The 15,228-nt window shown below is 73.7% G+C and carries 12 protein-coding genes; 4 read left to right on the top strand and 8 right to left on the bottom strand.

Features of this window, described 5'->3' with window-relative positions:
• Positions 1 to 40: 40 nt before the first annotated feature.
• From IAG43_RS26225 to IAG43_RS26215, 3 genes are read right to left on the bottom strand one after another with little or no spacing between them, the layout of a single operon-like run.
• Positions 41 to 1,330 carry an ABC transporter substrate-binding protein gene (locus IAG43_RS26225; RefSeq protein ID WP_187743135.1) on the bottom strand — a complete coding sequence of 430 codons (1,290 nt, stop codon included), beginning with the start codon at positions 1,328 to 1,330 and terminating at the stop codon, positions 41 to 43.
• Positions 1,330 to 2,172 (bottom strand): carbohydrate ABC transporter permease, encoded by an 843-nt coding sequence (locus tag IAG43_RS26220; protein ID WP_187743134.1) that lies wholly within the window; start codon positions 2,170 to 2,172, stop codon positions 1,330 to 1,332. Before IAG43_RS26220 ends, IAG43_RS26225 begins: the two co-directional genes overlap by 1 nt.
• Positions 2,169 to 3,074 (bottom strand): carbohydrate ABC transporter permease, encoded by a 906-nt coding sequence (locus IAG43_RS26215; RefSeq protein WP_187743133.1) that lies wholly within the window; start codon positions 3,072 to 3,074, stop codon positions 2,169 to 2,171. The genes IAG43_RS26220 and IAG43_RS26215 overlap by 4 nt, the downstream gene beginning before the upstream one ends.
• Before the next feature lie 167 nt (positions 3,075 to 3,241).
• Here IAG43_RS26215 and IAG43_RS26210 point away from each other — a divergent pair, with 167 nt between their 5' ends.
• Positions 3,242 to 4,099: an aminoglycoside phosphotransferase family protein gene (locus IAG43_RS26210; RefSeq protein WP_187743132.1), complete on the top strand. Its 858-nt coding sequence runs from the start codon at positions 3,242 to 3,244 to the stop codon at positions 4,097 to 4,099.
• A 163-nt stretch (positions 4,100 to 4,262) separates the two neighbouring features.
• Here IAG43_RS26210 and IAG43_RS26205 read toward each other — a convergent pair whose 3' ends face one another.
• The 3 genes from IAG43_RS26205 to IAG43_RS26195 all read right to left on the bottom strand — a co-directional run bounded on the left by IAG43_RS26205 (position 4,263) and on the right by IAG43_RS26195 (position 6,825).
• Entirely contained in the window at positions 4,263 to 4,988 is a 726-nt protein-coding gene (locus IAG43_RS26205; RefSeq protein ID WP_187743131.1) for a 3'-5' exonuclease, read from the bottom strand.
• 76 nt (positions 4,989 to 5,064) lie between these two features.
• Positions 5,065 to 5,433, bottom strand: coding sequence for a hypothetical protein (locus IAG43_RS26200; RefSeq protein ID WP_187743130.1), 369 nt, complete (start codon positions 5,431 to 5,433; stop codon positions 5,065 to 5,067).
• A 156-nt stretch (positions 5,434 to 5,589) separates the two neighbouring features.
• Complete coding sequence (locus IAG43_RS26195; protein ID WP_187743129.1) at positions 5,590 to 6,825, bottom strand: SAV2148 family HEPN domain-containing protein; 1,236 nt, start codon at positions 6,823 to 6,825, stop codon at positions 5,590 to 5,592.
• A 487-nt stretch (positions 6,826 to 7,312) separates the two neighbouring features.
• Between IAG43_RS26195 and glgX the strand changes: the two genes are divergently transcribed.
• Together glgX and treY are read left to right on the top strand one after the other, a co-directional pair.
• Entirely contained in the window at positions 7,313 to 9,433 is a 2,121-nt protein-coding gene (gene glgX / locus IAG43_RS26190; protein WP_187743128.1) for a glycogen debranching protein GlgX, read from the top strand.
• A 90-nt stretch (positions 9,434 to 9,523) separates the two neighbouring features.
• Positions 9,524 to 12,061, top strand: coding sequence for a malto-oligosyltrehalose synthase (treY, locus tag IAG43_RS26185; protein ID WP_187743127.1), 2,538 nt, complete (start codon positions 9,524 to 9,526; stop codon positions 12,059 to 12,061).
• Here treY and IAG43_RS26180 read toward each other — a convergent pair.
• Together IAG43_RS26180 and IAG43_RS26175 are read right to left on the bottom strand one after the other, a co-directional pair.
• Entirely contained in the window at positions 12,018 to 12,968 is a 951-nt protein-coding gene (locus IAG43_RS26180) for a cytochrome P450 (protein ID WP_187743126.1), read from the bottom strand. The two genes, treY and IAG43_RS26180, sit on opposite strands and share 44 nt — an antisense overlap.
• A 297-nt stretch (positions 12,969 to 13,265) precedes the next feature.
• Positions 13,266 to 13,814, bottom strand: coding sequence for an FHA domain-containing protein (locus tag IAG43_RS26175; RefSeq protein ID WP_187743125.1), 549 nt, complete (start codon positions 13,812 to 13,814; stop codon positions 13,266 to 13,268).
• 370 nt (positions 13,815 to 14,184) lie between these two features.
• Here IAG43_RS26175 and IAG43_RS26170 point away from each other — a divergent pair, with 370 nt between their 5' ends.
• On the top strand, positions 14,185 to 15,081 hold the full coding sequence (locus IAG43_RS26170; protein WP_187743124.1) for a GNAT family N-acetyltransferase: 897 nt from the start codon (positions 14,185 to 14,187) through the stop codon (positions 15,079 to 15,081).
• Positions 15,082 to 15,228: the final 147 nt, after the last annotated feature.

Genomic DNA, 15,228 nt, shown 5'->3' with positions numbered 1-15,228 from the left:
CGCCCCCGCTCCCTTCCTCCGGGCCGTCTCCCCACGGCCCTCAGCGCTGGTAGCGGGCCAGGACCCGGTTGCCGTCCTCCACGAGGCGCTTCTCCAGCTCCGCCCGCCCGATCGCCCCGCTGTAGTACTCCTGGTACGCCGGGGTCGCCACCTTGTCCTTCCATTCCGGATAGCCGCGCACCGACTGCGCCGGGGCCGGTCTCAGCTCGCGCGCGAGGGCCGCACCGGTCGCCCAGCCGGCCTCCGGGGTGTGCAGCGCCGGGTCCCGGAGCGCCTCGGTGCCCGTCGGCAGCATCCAGTCGCCCAGGGCGAGGCGCACCATGTTCTCCGGCTGCAGCATGAAGTCGATGAAGCGCGCCGCCTCCCGCTTGTGGCGGCTGTCCTCGGCGATGGACAGCGTCTGCGGACTCACGCCCTGCACGGGCCCCTCACTGCCCGCGGGCGCGGGCAGCACCGTCCACTCGAATCCCTCGGGCGCCTGCTGCACGATCTGCTGCCGGTAGGAGAACCCGAGAGGGACCATGGCGTACTTGCCCCCGAAGAGGCCGGGCAGCGTGTCGGACCCGCCCATGCCGAGGGTGCTGCGCGAGGCGCTGCCGTCGTCCACCTGGCCGCGGACGGTTTCGGGCACGACCCCGTCGCCGCCGGTGGAGCGGATGGTGACCTTCCCGTCGTCAGCGCGGTGGAAGAGCCGCCCGCCCGCCGAGAGGCCGAGGTTGAGCGTGGCGGACACCGGTTCCTTCAGCGGCCAGGCGACGGCGTGTCCGCTCCCGTCCATGTGCTCCGTCACCTGCCGTGCGACGCGGCGGAACTCCGGCCAGCTCCAGGGCCGTTCCGCGGTCGGAATCCGGACCCCCGAGGCGTCCAGGATCTTCCGGTTGGCGATGAGCACCCGCGGTTCCTGGAGGAAGGGCACCCCGTAGACGCCGTCGCCGAAGGCGGTCGTCCGCCAGCTCTGCTCGGGGATGTCCGCCCGGAGCCGTGCGGGCAGCAGACCGGTGAGGTCGGCCAGGTAGCCGCCGTAGGCGAAGTCGGCGAGGTCGTCGGACGCGTCGTGGATGATGTCCGGCGCCTCGCCGCCCTCGAACGAGGTGAGCAGCTGGTCGTGCACACTGTCCCAGCTGCCCTGCACGTACTCGACCTGGACGCCGGGGTGGGCGGCGTTCCACTCGGCGACCAGTTCCTTGTTGGCGTCCACGGACTCCTTCTGCCAGGCGAGCGACTGGAAGCGGAGCCGGATCGTCCCGTCGTCGGGTTCCCCGTCGCCGCCGCAGCCCGACAGCAGCAGGGCGAGCGCGGCGGCAGCGGCGGTCAGCAGGCGCCGGCGCATCAGTTCTTCACCGCCCCGGCCAGCATGCCGCCGGTGATCCGTTTCTGGATCACGGCGAAGACGAGGAGCGAGGGGAGGGTCGCGAGGAACGCGGCCGCGGCCAGCGGCCCGAGGTCGGCCGCCCCCTCCGCGCCGAGGAAGTGGGTGAGGACGACGGGCAGGGTCTGCTTCTCCGCGGTCTTGAGCAGCACCAGGGCGAAGAAGAACTCGTTCCAGGCCGTGATGAAGGCGAACAGGCCGGTCGCCACCAGGCCCGGCGCGAGCAGCGGTGCCGTGACGGAGACCAGGACGCGCACCCGTCCCGCCCCGTCCACCGCGGCCGCCTCCTCCAGTTCGCGCGGCACCGCCCGTACGTACCCGACCAGCATCCACAGCGCGAACGGCAGCGACCAGGTCACGTAGACGGCCACCAGCCCGGCCAGGGTGTTGATCAGGTGCAGGTTCTTCAGCACCAGGAAGAGCGGGATGATCACCAGGACGAACGGGAACGCCTGGCTCACGATCACCCAGCCGGTGGCCGCCGTGGTCAGCGCGGACCGCCTGCGGGCCATCACGTACGCCATGGGCGTCGCGACGACGACGGCGACGAGGGCTGCCGAGGCCGCGGCGAGCAGGCTGTTGCCCGCCGCCCTGAGCAGCGGCTGCTCGTCGAAGGCCTGCCGGAAGTTGGCGAGCGTGGGGTCCTCGGGGATCCAGGTGGGGTGCAGGGACCCGAGTTCCGCGGCCGGCTTGAAGGCGATGGAGACCAGCCAGACGAACGGGAACGCGAGGAAGACCAGGTAGCACAGGAGAGCCGCGTACTGGGCCGCCCGCCCGGCCCGGCCGGTGCGCGGTGCCGTCATGCGTCGTCGCCTCCTCGGAGCCGTCCCACCAGGTAGAAGGCGAGCATCACCGACACGACGGCGACCATGACGCAGCCCATGGCCGCCGCGTAGCCGAACTGGCCGTAGCGGAAGGCCTCCTCGTAGGCGAAGAGCATGGGCAGCCGTGTCCGCCCGCCGGGCCCGCCGCTGGTGAGCACGTACACCAGGGCGAACGAATTGAAGTTCCAAATAAAATTCAGGGCCGTGATCGCGAGCGCCACGGGTCTGATCGCGGGCCAGGTGACCGTACGGAACCGGCGCCAGGCGCCCGCGCCGTCGAGCGCCGCGGCCTCGTGCAGCTCGCCCGGTGTGTTCTGGAGGCCGGCGAGGAGGGCGACGGTGGTCTGCGGCATGCCCGCCCAGACGCCCACCAGGATCACGGCGGGCAGCGCGGTGGCCAGGCCGGTCAGCCAGTCCCGCCCGTCGCCCAGCCCCAGGTCGCGGAGGGTCTCGTTGAGGATGCCCGCGTCCGGGTTGTAGACCAGCCGCCACATGATGCCGACCACGACCTCGGGCATCGCCCACGGAATGATCGCCAGCGCGCGGGCCAGCCAGCGCAGCCGCAGGCGCTGGTCGAGCAGCAGGGCGAGTCCGAGCGCGAGCAGGAACTGCGGGACGGTCACCCCGACCGCCCAGAGCAGGCCGATGCGGAAGGAGTCCCAGAACAGGGTGTCGTGGAGGAGGTCCTGGAAGTTGAGCGTCCCGACCCACTGGGTCGGCTCGGTGCGTCCCGCCTGGGAGTCGGTGAAGGCGAGGGCGATCCCGTACAGCAGGGGGCCGACGCTGAGCAGGAGGATCGGCAGGAGCGCCGGCAGCACCAGGAACCATGCGCCGTGGTCCGTCCGGCGCCTGGCCCCCGCTCGTGCGGTCGACGATGTCACGGACGCGGCTCCTCGGGAGGTGTGCGAAGCGTTCGCGGGAATCCGGCCTGCGGGCAGGCCCCCGTCATCGTGCTGAGGGGCCGTGGGTTCGTCAAGGTGGCCTGCGCGGATGCGAGACTTGGCCGGATGGGCCGGCGACCCGGCCCGGGGCACCGCGGGAGAGGCAGATGGACGGGACACGGGCACGGGACGTACTGGCGGCGGCGGGCTTCGGCGCCGCGCCGGGGGCGGAGCTGCTGGCGCTCGGCGAGAACGCCGTCTTCGCGGTCGGCGACCTGGTGGTCAAGATCGGCAGGGACGCCGAACTGCTCCCCCGGGCCGAGCGGGAACTCGCCGTGGCGCGGTGGCTGGAGGCGGAGGGCGTGCCCGCGGTGCGGGCGGCCGAGGACGCGCCCCGGCTCGTCGAGGGCCACCCGGTCACCGTGTGGCACCGGCTTCCCGAAGCCGTGCGTCCGGCCGGGCCCGAGGATCTCGCCCGGCTGCTCCGGATGGTGCACGCGCTGCCCGCTCCGCCCTTCGAACTGCCCCGGCGGGAACTGCTGGGCGGGGTTGAGCGGTGGCTGCGGCTGGCCGGCGACGCGATCGACCCCGCCGACGTCGAGTACCTGCGGGGACGGCGGGACGGCTTCGCCAAGGCCGCGGCCGCCCTCGTCCCGCATCTGCCGCCGGGCCCCATCCACGGCGACGCGCTCCCCCGCAACGTCCATGTGGGCCCCGGCGGACCGGTGCTGGTGGACCTGGAGACCGTCTCCTCGGACCTGCGCGAGCACGATCTGGTGGTCATGGCGCTCTCCCGCGACCGGTACGGGCTCGACCCCGCCGCGTACGACGCCTTCACCGGGACGTACGGCTGGGACGTGCGCGCGTGGGACGGCTGCGCCGTGCTGCGCGGGGCGCGCGAGACGGCCAGTTGCGCATGGGTGGCCCAGCACGCGCCCTCCAACCCGGGGGCGCTCGCGGAGTTCCGCCGCCGGGTGGCATCGCTGCGGGACGAGGACACCGCTGCCCGCTGGCACCCGTTCTGACGGGACGGGTGTCCGAAACGGGGCGGGCGGGCATCCGCAACGGGGCCGGCCGTTCCCTCCGGGACGAGCCCCCGAACGGGGCGGGCGAGCGTCCGGGCGGGGCCGACGTCCAAACGGGCGGGCAGGCGTCCGACCGGGGTCGGCCGCACCGCGGTGCGGCCGCTCAGGCTCCGGTGACGGCCACCGGCGCCCGCAGCGGCCAGGAGCCGTCGATCACCGCCGCCGGATCGCCCTTCCCGCGCAGGAAGTCCTGGAACGAGGCGGCCCACTGGGAGTACCACCTCACCTGGCGCTCGTGCAGCACGTCCGGCGCGAGTGCGGCCACCGCCGGGTGCCGCTCGGCTATCGCACGGGCCACGAGCACCGCGGCGAGCGCGTCCGCGTCCGCACGGTGCGCCCGGTCGAGCACCACGCCGTACTCGGCACAGACCGCCTCCAGGGTGCGCTTGCCCTTGCGGTACCGGTCGACGGCGCGGTCGATCGTGAGCGGGTCGACGACCGGGCCCGTCGGCGGGCCGCCCAGCCGCTCGCCGAGGGAGGGGAGCCCGTGGCGCCGCAGTTCGGCGGAGAGCAGTGTGAGGTCGAACGCCGCGTTGTAGGCGACGACCGGAACGCCCTGCTCCCAGTGGCCGGTGAGCACCTGCGCGATCTCCTCGGCGACCTCCCGGGCCGGCCGGCCCTCCGCCGCCGCGCGCTCGTTGCTGACGCCGTGGATGGCCGAGGCCTGGGCGGGGATGCGTATCCCCGGGTCGGCCAGCCAGCCGTGCGCCCGCACCTGCTCGCCGTCGCGCAGTTCGACGACGGCGGCCGTCACGATGCGGGCGTCGAGCGGATCGGTGCCGGTCGTCTCCAGATCGAATCCGACCAGTGTGCCCCCGTGCCAGGACATGGGCCCCCTCCTCCATGGTGCGATGGTGCGCTCCCCCGATGGATGTTCACCTTCGCACGCACCACTGACACCGGGCTCAGCGCCTCCCCGGGTGGGCGCGGAACAGGCGTGTCACCTGCCGCGGCGCCTGGTAGCCGAGCGAGTCCGAGCAGCGGCGGAGCCACTGCCTGCCCTCCGCCGGTGTCGCGGTCCAGGCCCGGCGCAGGGCGCGGCGGAGCAGGATGTCGGCCACCGGGCCGTGGCCTCCGGCCGCCTGACACGGGATCCGCTGGCAGGTCTCGGCGATGACCTCGACCGTCCGCCAGCACTGCTCGCCGCCCGGTCCCGGCCGCGGGCCTCCCGCGGTGATGCGCCGGATCTCCGCCAGCCCCGCCGTGGCGACGTCCTCGCACCATCGCGCCACCGACACCGGCGGGGCGTTCGTCGCGGCGTGGTCCGCGGTCATCGGGCCCGGCACGTCCAACGCCCTCCCCCGTCCGTGCGCGGTCCCCGGGCGGGGACCCGTCCTCGGCGGCGCGGACCGGGGGCCTCCTGGCGGCCCCGTCGGCGGCGGGCGGCTCCGGCCCGCCCGCGCCGCGCGGGTCCATGGTCCCCGGAGCGGTCAGGAGACGGGACGGGAGTCGGCCCAGACCGACTCGAACTCCTCGCGATATGTCTGGAAGAGACCGGTGTCGCTGTCCTGGCCGGACCGGACGACGGAGCGCCCGCCGCCGCGCAGCACCAGCACGGGCGCCTCCATGCCGCGGGCCCTGCGCAGATAGGACTGGACGACGGCGAGCCCGTCGGGGCCGTCGCCGTCGACCAGATAGGCGGTGAAGCGGGGGGTCTCGTCGAAGACCTGGATCTGGAAGGCGCCGGGGTCCCTCAGCCGGGACCGCACGCGGCGCACGTGGAGGATGTTCATCTCGACCGTGCGGCTCAGTTCGCCTTTCTTGAGGCCGAGTTCCCGCTCGCGCCGCTTCACGGCGCTGCTCGCGGGGTTGAGGAAGAGCAGCCGGACCCGGCAGCCGGACTCGGCCAGCCGGATGAGCCGGCGGCCGGAGAAGTTCTGCACCAGCAGGTTCAGGCCTATGCCGATCGCGTCGACCCGCCGCGCGCCGCCGAACAGGTCCTCGGCGGGCAGCTGGCGCTGGAGTCTGACGCGGTCGGGGTGGACGGAGACGACGTCGGCGTACCGGTCGCCGACGAGGTCCTCGACCGCATCGACCGGCAGCCGGTCGGCGGACGGGACGCCGGCGCCGCTGCCGAGTATCTCCAGCAGCCGTGCCGAGGCGCGTTCCGCCTGGGCGAGGACGGCCTCGTTCAGGGCGCGGTTGCGCGACACGACGTTGCGGGCGACCTCCAGCTCGTCGAGGGCGAGCTCGACGTCGCGCCGGTCGTCGAAGTACGGCTCGAAGCAGGGCCAGTGCTGCACCATCAGCTCGCGCAGCTGCGGGAGCGTGAGGAAGGACAGCACGTTGTCGTCCGCCGGATCGAGGAGGTAGCCCTTGCGGCGTGACACCTCGCGGACCGCGACGGCCCGCTGCACCCATTCCTGGCCGGCCGGGCCGGCCGCGGCGACGACCCAGTCCTCGCCGTGGACGGGGTCGTAGATGGGCCGCAGCACCGCCGCGACGACGGCCCGCAGCCGCTGTTCCACCAGATTCAGCCAGATGTAGGCCCGTCCGGCCCGCTGGGCGCGCGTCCGCACCTCGCCCCAGGCTTCCGCCCCCCAGTCGAGCTCCGCGCCGATCTCGATCGGCCGCGCGAGCGAGACCGCTCCTGGCGGGATCTCGGCGGAGTCCGCCCCCTCGTGACCCGCGTCACCTGGGGGTAGCTCCAGCCCTCCCGAGCTCACCCGCGCACCGCCTTCTGCTCCTGGACCGCCCCGTCTTCGACGATCAAGGAGCCTACTCCGCCACCGGGAGGCGGTGCAGCAGGATGGCCGCGGTTGTTTCCCAACTCCCCTGTTTGTGAAGACCGTTCCGCGGCGGCCCGGGGCGCGGAGTGAGCGGATTCATAGACGTCAGCCGGACGGGGGCGCCGCGTGCGGCCGCTCACCGGGCAGGGCCGCTCCGCGCCCCGGTACGGCGGCCCCCGGGCGACGACGCGTAACCCGATGTTGACCCGGGCAGGCTGATTGACGAAATCCTCCCCCTCGACACTCTTTGTCCTGGATCATGGTGGCGCACGGTGATCGAGGCCGCCGACGGGGCCGCCGGCCAAGTTTTCCGGCCGGTCACCCGGTAGGACGGCGCGAAGTCCTAGGTGCTCGCCCTGGTTCGGGGCAGGATCTTGGCCGAGTGGTTCCCCCGTACCCGGATCGGAATGGAAGAGTCATATCTATGCAGGTCTGGCCGGGACAGGCGTACCCCCTCGGTGCCACGTACGACGGCGCCGGGACCAACTTCGCGGTGCACTCGGAGGCGGCGCACCGCATCGAGCTGTGCCTGCTGCACGAGGACGGCTCGGAGACCGCGGTCGAGCTGCGCGAGACCGACGCGTTCGTGCGCCACGCGTACCTGCCGGGGGTCATGCCCGGCCAGCGCTACGGCTTCAGGGTGCACGGCCCGTACGCGCCGGAGCACGGCCGCCGCTGCAATTCGGCCAAGCTGCTGCTCGACCCGTACGCACGCGCGGTCAGCGGCTCGATCGACTGGAACGAGTCGGTCTACGGCTACCACTTCGGCAGACCCGACTCGCGCAACGACCTGGACTCGGCACCCCACACGATGACGTCCGTCGTGGTCAACCCGTACTTCGACTGGGGCGACGACCGCCGCCCGCGCACCGACTACCACCGCACGGTGATCTACGAGGCCCATGTCAAGGGCCTGACGATGCTTCACCCCGAGCTGCCGCCGGAGCTGCGCGGCACCTACGCGGGCCTCGCCCACCCCGCCGTGATCTCGCACCTGACGGAACTGGGCGTGACGGCGCTCGAGTTGATGCCGGTCCACCAGTTCGTCAACGACCACCGGCTGGTGGACGCCGGGCTGAACAACTACTGGGGCTACAACACGATCGGCTTCTTCGCCCCGCACAACGCGTACGCCTCGTGGGGCGACCGCGGTGAGCAGGTGCTGGAGTTCAAGCAGGCGGTGAAGGCGCTCCACCAGGCGGGCATCGAGGTCATCCTCGACGTCGTGTACAACCACACGGCGGAGGGCAACCACCTCGGGCCGACGCTCTCCTTCCGCGGCCTGGACAACGAGTCGTACTACCGGCTGACCGACGACCGCCGGTACTACATGGACACCACCGGCACCGGGAACTCCCTCCTGATGCGCAGCCCGCACGTCCTCCAGATGATCATGGACTCGCTGCGCTACTGGGTGACCGAGATGCACGTCGACGGCTTCCGCTTCGACCTGGCGGCCACCCTGGCCCGCCAGTTCCACGAGGTGGACCGGCTCTCCTCGTTCTTCGACCTGGTCCAGCAGGACCCCGTCGTCAGCCAGGTCAAGCTGATCGCCGAGCCGTGGGACGTGGGCGAGGGCGGCTACCAGGTCGGCAACTTCCCGCCGCTGTGGACCGAGTGGAACGGCAAGTACCGCGACTGCGTGCGGGACATGTGGCGCGGCGAGCCGCGCACGCTGGCAGAGTTCGCCTCCCGGCTGACCGGGTCGTCCGACCTGTACCAGGACGACGGGCGCCGGCCGCTCGCCTCGATCAACTTCACCACCTGCCACGACGGGTTCACCCTGCACGACCTGGTCTCCTACAACGACAAGCACAACGAGGCGAACGGCGAGAACAACCGCGACGGCGAGAGCCACAACCGCTCCTGGAACTGCGGCGCCGAGGGCGAGACCGAGGACGCCGGGGTGCGGGAGCTGCGCGAGCGCCAGATGCGCAACTTCATCGCGACCCTGATGCTCTCCCAGGGCGTGCCGATGCTCAGTCACGGCGACGAGTTCGCCCGCACCCAGGGCGGGAACAACAACGCCTACTGCCAGGACAACGAGATCGCGTGGGTGCGCTGGCCCGATCCGGCCGAGGACGAGGAGGGGTCGCTGCTCGCCTTCACCAAGACCATGGTGTGGCTGCGGCGCGACCATCCCGTCTTCCGGCGGCGGCGCTTCTTCCACGGCCGCCCGGTGGAGGGCACCCACGACGAGCTCACCGACATCGCCTGGTTCACGCCGAAGGGCGAGGAGATGGTCCAGCGCGACTGGCAGGCCGCCCACGCCAAGGCCCTGACGGTGTTCCTGAACGGCCACGCCATCTCCGAGCCGGGGCCGCGGGGCGAGCGCATCGCCGACGACTCCTTCCTGCTGATGTTCAACGCGAGCGCGGACGATCTGGACTTCGTCGTTCCGGTGAACCACGGGGACGCGTGGCAGGTGGTGGTGGACACCGCCCGCGCCGAGGGCGTCCCGCCGGGCAACGGCCCGAAGGTGGCCGCCGGGGAGGTGCTCCCGCTGACGGGGCGGAGTCTGACGGTTCTGCGGCGGCCCGCGTAGAAAGTTCCCGGAGCGGGAGACGATCACTCGATCGACCGAACAGCCGCGCCGTCCGGCACAGAAGCGCACACGGCGGGTACGTATGTTCGCATGACACCCACGGCCACCTACCGGCTCCAGCTCCAGCCGGACTTCCCGTTCGCCGCCGCCGAGGCGGCGGTCCCCTACCTCGCCGCCCTCGGCGTCTCCCACCTGCATCTGTCCCCGGTGCTGGAGTCGGTGCCGGGGTCCACGCACGGGTACGACGTCGTCGACCACGGCCGGGTCCGCGAGGAGCTCGGCGGCGAACAGGCGCTGCGCAGCCTCTCCCGGACGGCCCGGGAGCACGGCCTGGGCCTGGTGGTGGACATCGTGCCGAACCACATGGCGGCCGCGCCCGCACACAACCACGCGCTGTGGGAGGTGCTGCGCGAGGGCCCGCAGTCCCCGTACGCGCGCTGGTTCGACATCGACTGGACGGCGGGCGACGGCAAGGTGCTGCTGCCGGTGCTCCCCGGGCGCGTCGGCGACGAGCTCGCCCGGATGCGGGTCGAGGGGGACGTCCTGCACCACGGGGACCTGCGGTTCCCGCTGCGGGCGTCGACGGGGCACCTGCCGCTGCCCGAGCTGCTCGACCACCAGTGGTACCGGCTCGGCTGGTGGCGGCTCGCCCGCACGGAGCTCAACTACCGGCGCTTCTTCACCGTGTCCGACCTCATCGGCGTCCGCGTGGAGGACCCGGAGGTCTTCGACGCGACCCACGCCAAGATCCTCGAACTGGTGCGCGACGGGGTGGTGGAGGGGCTGCGGGTCGACCACCCGGACGGCGTCGCCGACCCCGAGGGGTACCTGCGCAGGCTCCAGGAGGCGGCGGGCGACGGATGCTGGATCGTCGTGGAGAAGATCCTCACCGGCGGCGAGCGGCTGCCCGCCGGCTGGCCCGTCGCCGGAACCACCGGCTACGACGCCCTGCACCGCATCGACGGCCTCTTCACCGACCCCGCCGGGATACGGCAACTGAGCGGTGCGTACCGGGACTTCACCCGGAGCGAGGACAGTCTCGGCGGCTGCTGGGAGGAGACCGTGCGGCGGGCCGCCCACGAGGTCGTGACGCATGAGCTGGCGGCCGAGACCGCCACCCTGGTGCGGATCGCGGGCCGGATCTGCGCCGCCGACCCGGCGCTGCGCGACCTGGCGCCCTGGGCCCTGCACGACGCGCTGCGGGAGCTGCTGGTCAGGGTGCCGGTCTACCGCCCCTACCGGGTCGACGCGGAGGCCGCGCTGCCCGAGGAGGCCGCCGCGGCGGCGCGGGACACCTTCACCGTCGCGGAGGAGGCGTACGCCGTCGACGTGGTGCGCGATCTCGCCCTCGGACGACTGGGCGAGGGACCGGACCACCTCCGGTTCCGGGCCCGGTTCGCGCAGACGGCGTCGGCGCTGCGCGCCAAGGCGGTCGAGGACACCGCCTTCTACCGCTACGCCCCCCTGATCTCGGCGAACGAGGTGGGCGGCGACCCCGGGGACCCGGCGGTCGGGCCGGCGTCCTTCCACCGCTTCTGCGCCCGGCTGGCCCAGGACTGGGCGGACACCGGCACGGTGCTGACCACGCACGACACCAAGCGCAGCGCGGACGTGCGGGCCAGGATCGCGGTGCTGTCGGAGTGTCCCGAGCGGTGGGCGGAATTCCTGTCGGGCATCTCCGCCGAGGCGGCTCCGCCCCCCGACGCCCAACTGGCGTGGGTGGCCTGGCAGACGGCGGTCGGGCTCGGGCTCCCGGACGCCGACCGGCTGGAGGCGGCGCTGCTGAAGGCCGTGCGGGAGGCGGGCGTCCGCACGAGCTGGACGGAGGCCGATCCGGCCTACGAGAAGGCGGTCGCGGCCTTCGTGGGCGCGGGACCGGCGGGCCCGGCCCGGGAGTCGGTGCGGCGCTTCGTGGCGGAGCTCGCGCCGTATGTGCGGGCCAACGTGCTGGGAGCGGCTCTGCTGCACCTCACCATGCCGGGGGTGCCCGACGTGTACCAGGGCTCGGAGCGGGAGTTCCTGGCCCTGGTGGACCCCGACAACAGGGCCCCGGCGCATTTCGGCGCCCCCCTGCCGGACCCGCTTCCCGCCCCGGGAGCCGGCACCCCCGACGGGGCTCCGGGGGCGGCGCCGGACGCGGCTGCCGCTGCGGGCGCGGACACGGCTGCCGCTGCGGGCGCGGGGACGGCTGCCGCTGCGGGCGCGGGGACGGACGGACGCGGGGAGGCGGGCGCGGACGGGGTGCGGGAGAGCGCGGTCGGCGCCGAGAAGCTGGCGCTCACCGCCACCGCGCTGCGGCTGCGGCGCGAGCGGCCCGGCGTGTTCGGCGCCGCGGCCTCCTACGAACCGCTCGGCGCCACGGGCCCGGCGGCGGACCACTGCGTCGCCTTCCAGCGGTCCGGCGAGGTGATCACGGCCGTCACCAGGCTCTCCCTGCGGCTGGACCGCCACGGCGGGTGGCAGGAGACCGCGCTGCCCCTGCCGCCGGGCCGCTGGGCCGACCTGCTCGACGGGACGCGCGAGTTCGAGGGCGGCGGTCCCGTCCCGCTCGCCCGCCTCTTCGCGTCCCGTCCGGTGGTCCTGCTCAGCCGCGTGGGCGGATCAGCAGCGATTTCGGGGAGCGGGTGATCAGTCCGCTGGACACCGGGCGGAAGCCGTCCGCCCAGCGCAGCCGGGGCATCGCCTCGGTGAGCGCCCGGAGCCCGTACTCCGCCTCCATCGCCGCGAGCGCCACCGCCGGGCAGCCGCCGAGACCGTAGGTGAGCTGCCCGGGGTCCCCCCTGAGCATGTCGAACCGGTCCGGCTCGCGGAACCGCTCCGGGTCCCGGCCCGCCGCACCGATCAGGCACGCCACGGTGGCCCCCGCGGGCAGCGTCCCGCCGCTCAGGACGACCCTGGCGGACGTCCTGCGGATCACCACGAGCACCGGCGGGTCGCGCCGCAGGGACTCCGTCCACGCACGGGCGACGAGCCGCGGTTCGGCACGGAGCGCGGCGACCCGGTCCGGGTGGTCGATGACATTGGCGAAGAACGAGGCGAGCGCCTTCTCGCGCACCGACACCTGCGCGAAGCAGCGCCCCGCGAGGAGCGCCCGGCCGGCCGACCGCCCGCGGATGCCGACGCCGCCGGAGGGCAGCCACTTGCAGAACTCCTCCACCAGGTCGGCCTGCTCCCGGCCGGCGATCCTGCGGGCCAGGACGTAGGCGGTGCGCTTCACGACCTCGCGCATGGGCTGCGGCACGGGAGCCAGGTGCTCGGCGCAGGCGTCGTCGCCCGGCCGGTGCCCATGGGTGAAACGGAGGTCGTTGAGCGCGGTGGCGACATCGGTGTAGCGGCTCAGCAGCCACGCACCCACGGAGGCGTCGTAGGTGAGGGGGTGCTCCTCCCGGAGCACGCGGTATCCCTCGTAGAGCTCGTGCTCGTTGCCGGTCGGCAGCCCCGGCAGGAGGACCGGCCGGTGGGACACGGGCGTGGGCGGCACGGCCGAGGGGCCGGGCGGAGCGGGGTCGGGCGTGAGGTGCATGTCGGCGTGCATCTGAGGTGCTCCCCTGTCACGGCCGCGGCTCCTCGTGGCGCGCGGTTCCCTTCAGGCGACCACCGGCGGGCCGACGCCGCGCGCCCCGTGCGCCCGTACGGGTGACGCCGGGGCCTGTGGGCCATTCGGGAACGCGGCCCGTGATCATGGGCCGGGACGGGCCCCGGGCCGGGCGGCGGGCCCGCCGTCGTGCGGCCCGGCAGACCGCCCCGGGAGGCCGGGGGTGCCCCGCCCCTCCGGAGCCTCCCCGCCGCCCCTCGGGTAAGCAGGGGGCGCGCCGGGCAGGTACCGGGCGGCTCAGCGGGCGGTGAGACGGAAGGACATGCTGCCGAAGCCCACCATGTCGCCGTCCTGCACCACGATCGAGCCGGTCACACGGCGGCCGTTGACCGTCGTGCCGTTGGTGGAGCCGAGATCGCGCAGCACCCAGATCCGGCCCTGGCAGCTGAGTTCGGCGTGCAGCCGCGAGACGGTGTCGTGGCTCAGGCGCAGGCCGTTGACCGGGTCGCGGCCGATCCGCAGGGGGTGCGGGCCGGGCTCCGGGAAGAGCAGCGGGGGCAGCTTCTCGGCCTGCCACACCCTGCGCAGCCGCACCGAGAACGCCGACGCGTGGCGCACGGCCCGGTACAGCCTCCGGCTCAGGCGCCCCTTCTCGGTGAGGTCGGCGGTGAGCGCGTCCAGCTCCGCGGGCACCCGGGCCGCGAGGGCCAGTTCCATCCGGCGCACGAAGGTGTCGTGGGACAGCCGTCCCTGCACCGCGCCCTCTTTGAGCACGTCGAGGACACGCTCGCGCTGCGCGTCCGTCAGCCGCGCGGGATACGTGTGGAACTCGGGAGAGGACGTCACCCGACAGATTGTCGGGTGCCAGGGCCCGGAGTGTCCAGAAGAGGCGGTGGGCGAACGTCCCGGAGGAGCGGCCTGACCTGCACGGAAGGATCGGTTCCGCTCCAGCGGCCGTCAGGGCGGGCCCTGTTGGCGCACCCCGGCTGCCATCCGGCCCCCGCGCATCCCGTGCGCCTCGCGGCGCGCGCGGCGCGCGGGAAAGGGAGTGGACGCGGCGGCGGCACACCGTCTACTGTCCCGGACGACGCCCGCGACGACGGAAAGGAGGCGAGCGCTGTGTACACCTCACTTCTCTCGCGCTCCCGCCCCGTCCGCCCGGCGTTCGCAGTCTGACCGGGAGCGCTTCGCAGCCTTTTCTCCCGGAGGACATCCCATGACCGACACGGTCATCCGTACGCTCGACGCGAGCGACGTCGCACTCTTCGACACCATGCCCGACCCGCTCGGCGCCGCCGCCGGCCATGCCACGACCGTTCACCGCCCCGAGTGGAAGCGCGTCGCGCTGCGCGACGGCAAGGTCGTCGCGCGCGGCGCCTGGTGGGGCGGGCCCGACGACGACACCCCGGTGAACATCAACTGGTTCGACGTCGCCGACGGCGAGGAGGAGGCGGGCGCCGAACTGCTGCGCACCGCCCCCTTCCCGGTCGAACTGGAGATCAACCTGCCCGCCGGCTGGCGCGACGACCCCGTGACCCGGGCCGCCGGCGAGACACGGCTCCGCGCCGCCCGCGCCGCGGGGTTCGAGGTCCTGGTCGAGCGCTACCTGTACCGCTGGACACCCCCGTGCGGTCTGCCCGAACGGCCCGGCCGGCTCACCTTCCGGCCCGAGCCCGACGACGCCGTGTTCTTCGACGCGCTGCGCCGCATCCACTCCGCCACCCTCGACGCGCACGCCCTGCGGGCCGTCGCCGAGGACGGCGTCGACCGGGCGGCGCAGGAGGAGATGGACTTCTTCCACTGGTGCCCCTCCCCGCGCGAGTGGTGGCAGGTGGCGCACACGCCCGACGGCGAGTTCGCCGGAATCCACATCCCGGCGCACAACCCGGCGGGCCCGTGCGTCGGCTTCATCGGCGTCCTGCCCGAGCACCGCGGGCACGGCTACGCCTACGACCTCCTGGTGGAGTGCACCCGCTTCCTGGTCGAACAGGGCGCCGAGTTCGTCGCGGGCGCCACCGACCGGGGCAACTTCCCGATGGCCGCCAACTTCGCCCGGGCGGGGCACCCGGTGGTGCGGGAGCGCGTCAACCTGGTTCCCGGCACGGCCCGCTGAGCGCCGCGGGGGCGTCCGGACCGCCGGACGTCCCCGCGTCCGCGGTGGCGGGGGCGGGGACCCGCGTCACCGCCGGACGCGGGCGGGGGCGGGCGCACGCCGTCGGACGCGGGCACGGGCACGGGTCCGTGAGCCGGGCACGCCGCC

Origin of the sequence: Streptomyces genisteinicus (genome assembly GCF_014489615.1) — a bacterium.
Taxonomy (GTDB): Bacteria; Actinomycetota; Actinomycetes; order Streptomycetales; family Streptomycetaceae; genus Streptomyces; species Streptomyces genisteinicus.
This window is presented reverse-complemented; position numbering and strand designations above follow the sequence as displayed.

Excerpts from the sequence above, each read along its gene's own strand:
- IAG43_RS26225 (WP_187743135.1), bottom strand. The coding sequence starts at position 1,330 with ATGCGCCGGCGCCTGCTGACCGCCGCTGCCGCCGCGCTCGCCCTGCTG.
- IAG43_RS26170 (WP_187743124.1), top strand. The coding sequence starts at position 14,185 with ATGACCGACACGGTCATCCGTACGCTCGACGCGAGCGACGTCGCACTC.
- IAG43_RS26210 (WP_187743132.1), top strand. The coding sequence starts at position 3,242 with ATGGACGGGACACGGGCACGGGACGTACTGGCGGCGGCGGGCTTCGGC.
- treY (WP_187743127.1), top strand. The coding sequence starts at position 9,524 with ATGACACCCACGGCCACCTACCGGCTCCAGCTCCAGCCGGACTTCCCG.
- IAG43_RS26220 (WP_187743134.1), bottom strand. The coding sequence starts at position 2,172 with ATGACGGCACCGCGCACCGGCCGGGCCGGGCGGGCGGCCCAGTACGCG.
- glgX (WP_187743128.1), top strand. The coding sequence starts at position 7,313 with ATGCAGGTCTGGCCGGGACAGGCGTACCCCCTCGGTGCCACGTACGAC.
- IAG43_RS26205 (WP_187743131.1), bottom strand. The coding sequence starts at position 4,988 with ATGTCCTGGCACGGGGGCACACTGGTCGGATTCGATCTGGAGACGACC.
- IAG43_RS26180 (WP_187743126.1), bottom strand. The coding sequence starts at position 12,968 with ATGCACGCCGACATGCACCTCACGCCCGACCCCGCTCCGCCCGGCCCC.
- IAG43_RS26200 (WP_187743130.1), bottom strand. The coding sequence starts at position 5,433 with ATGACCGCGGACCACGCCGCGACGAACGCCCCGCCGGTGTCGGTGGCG.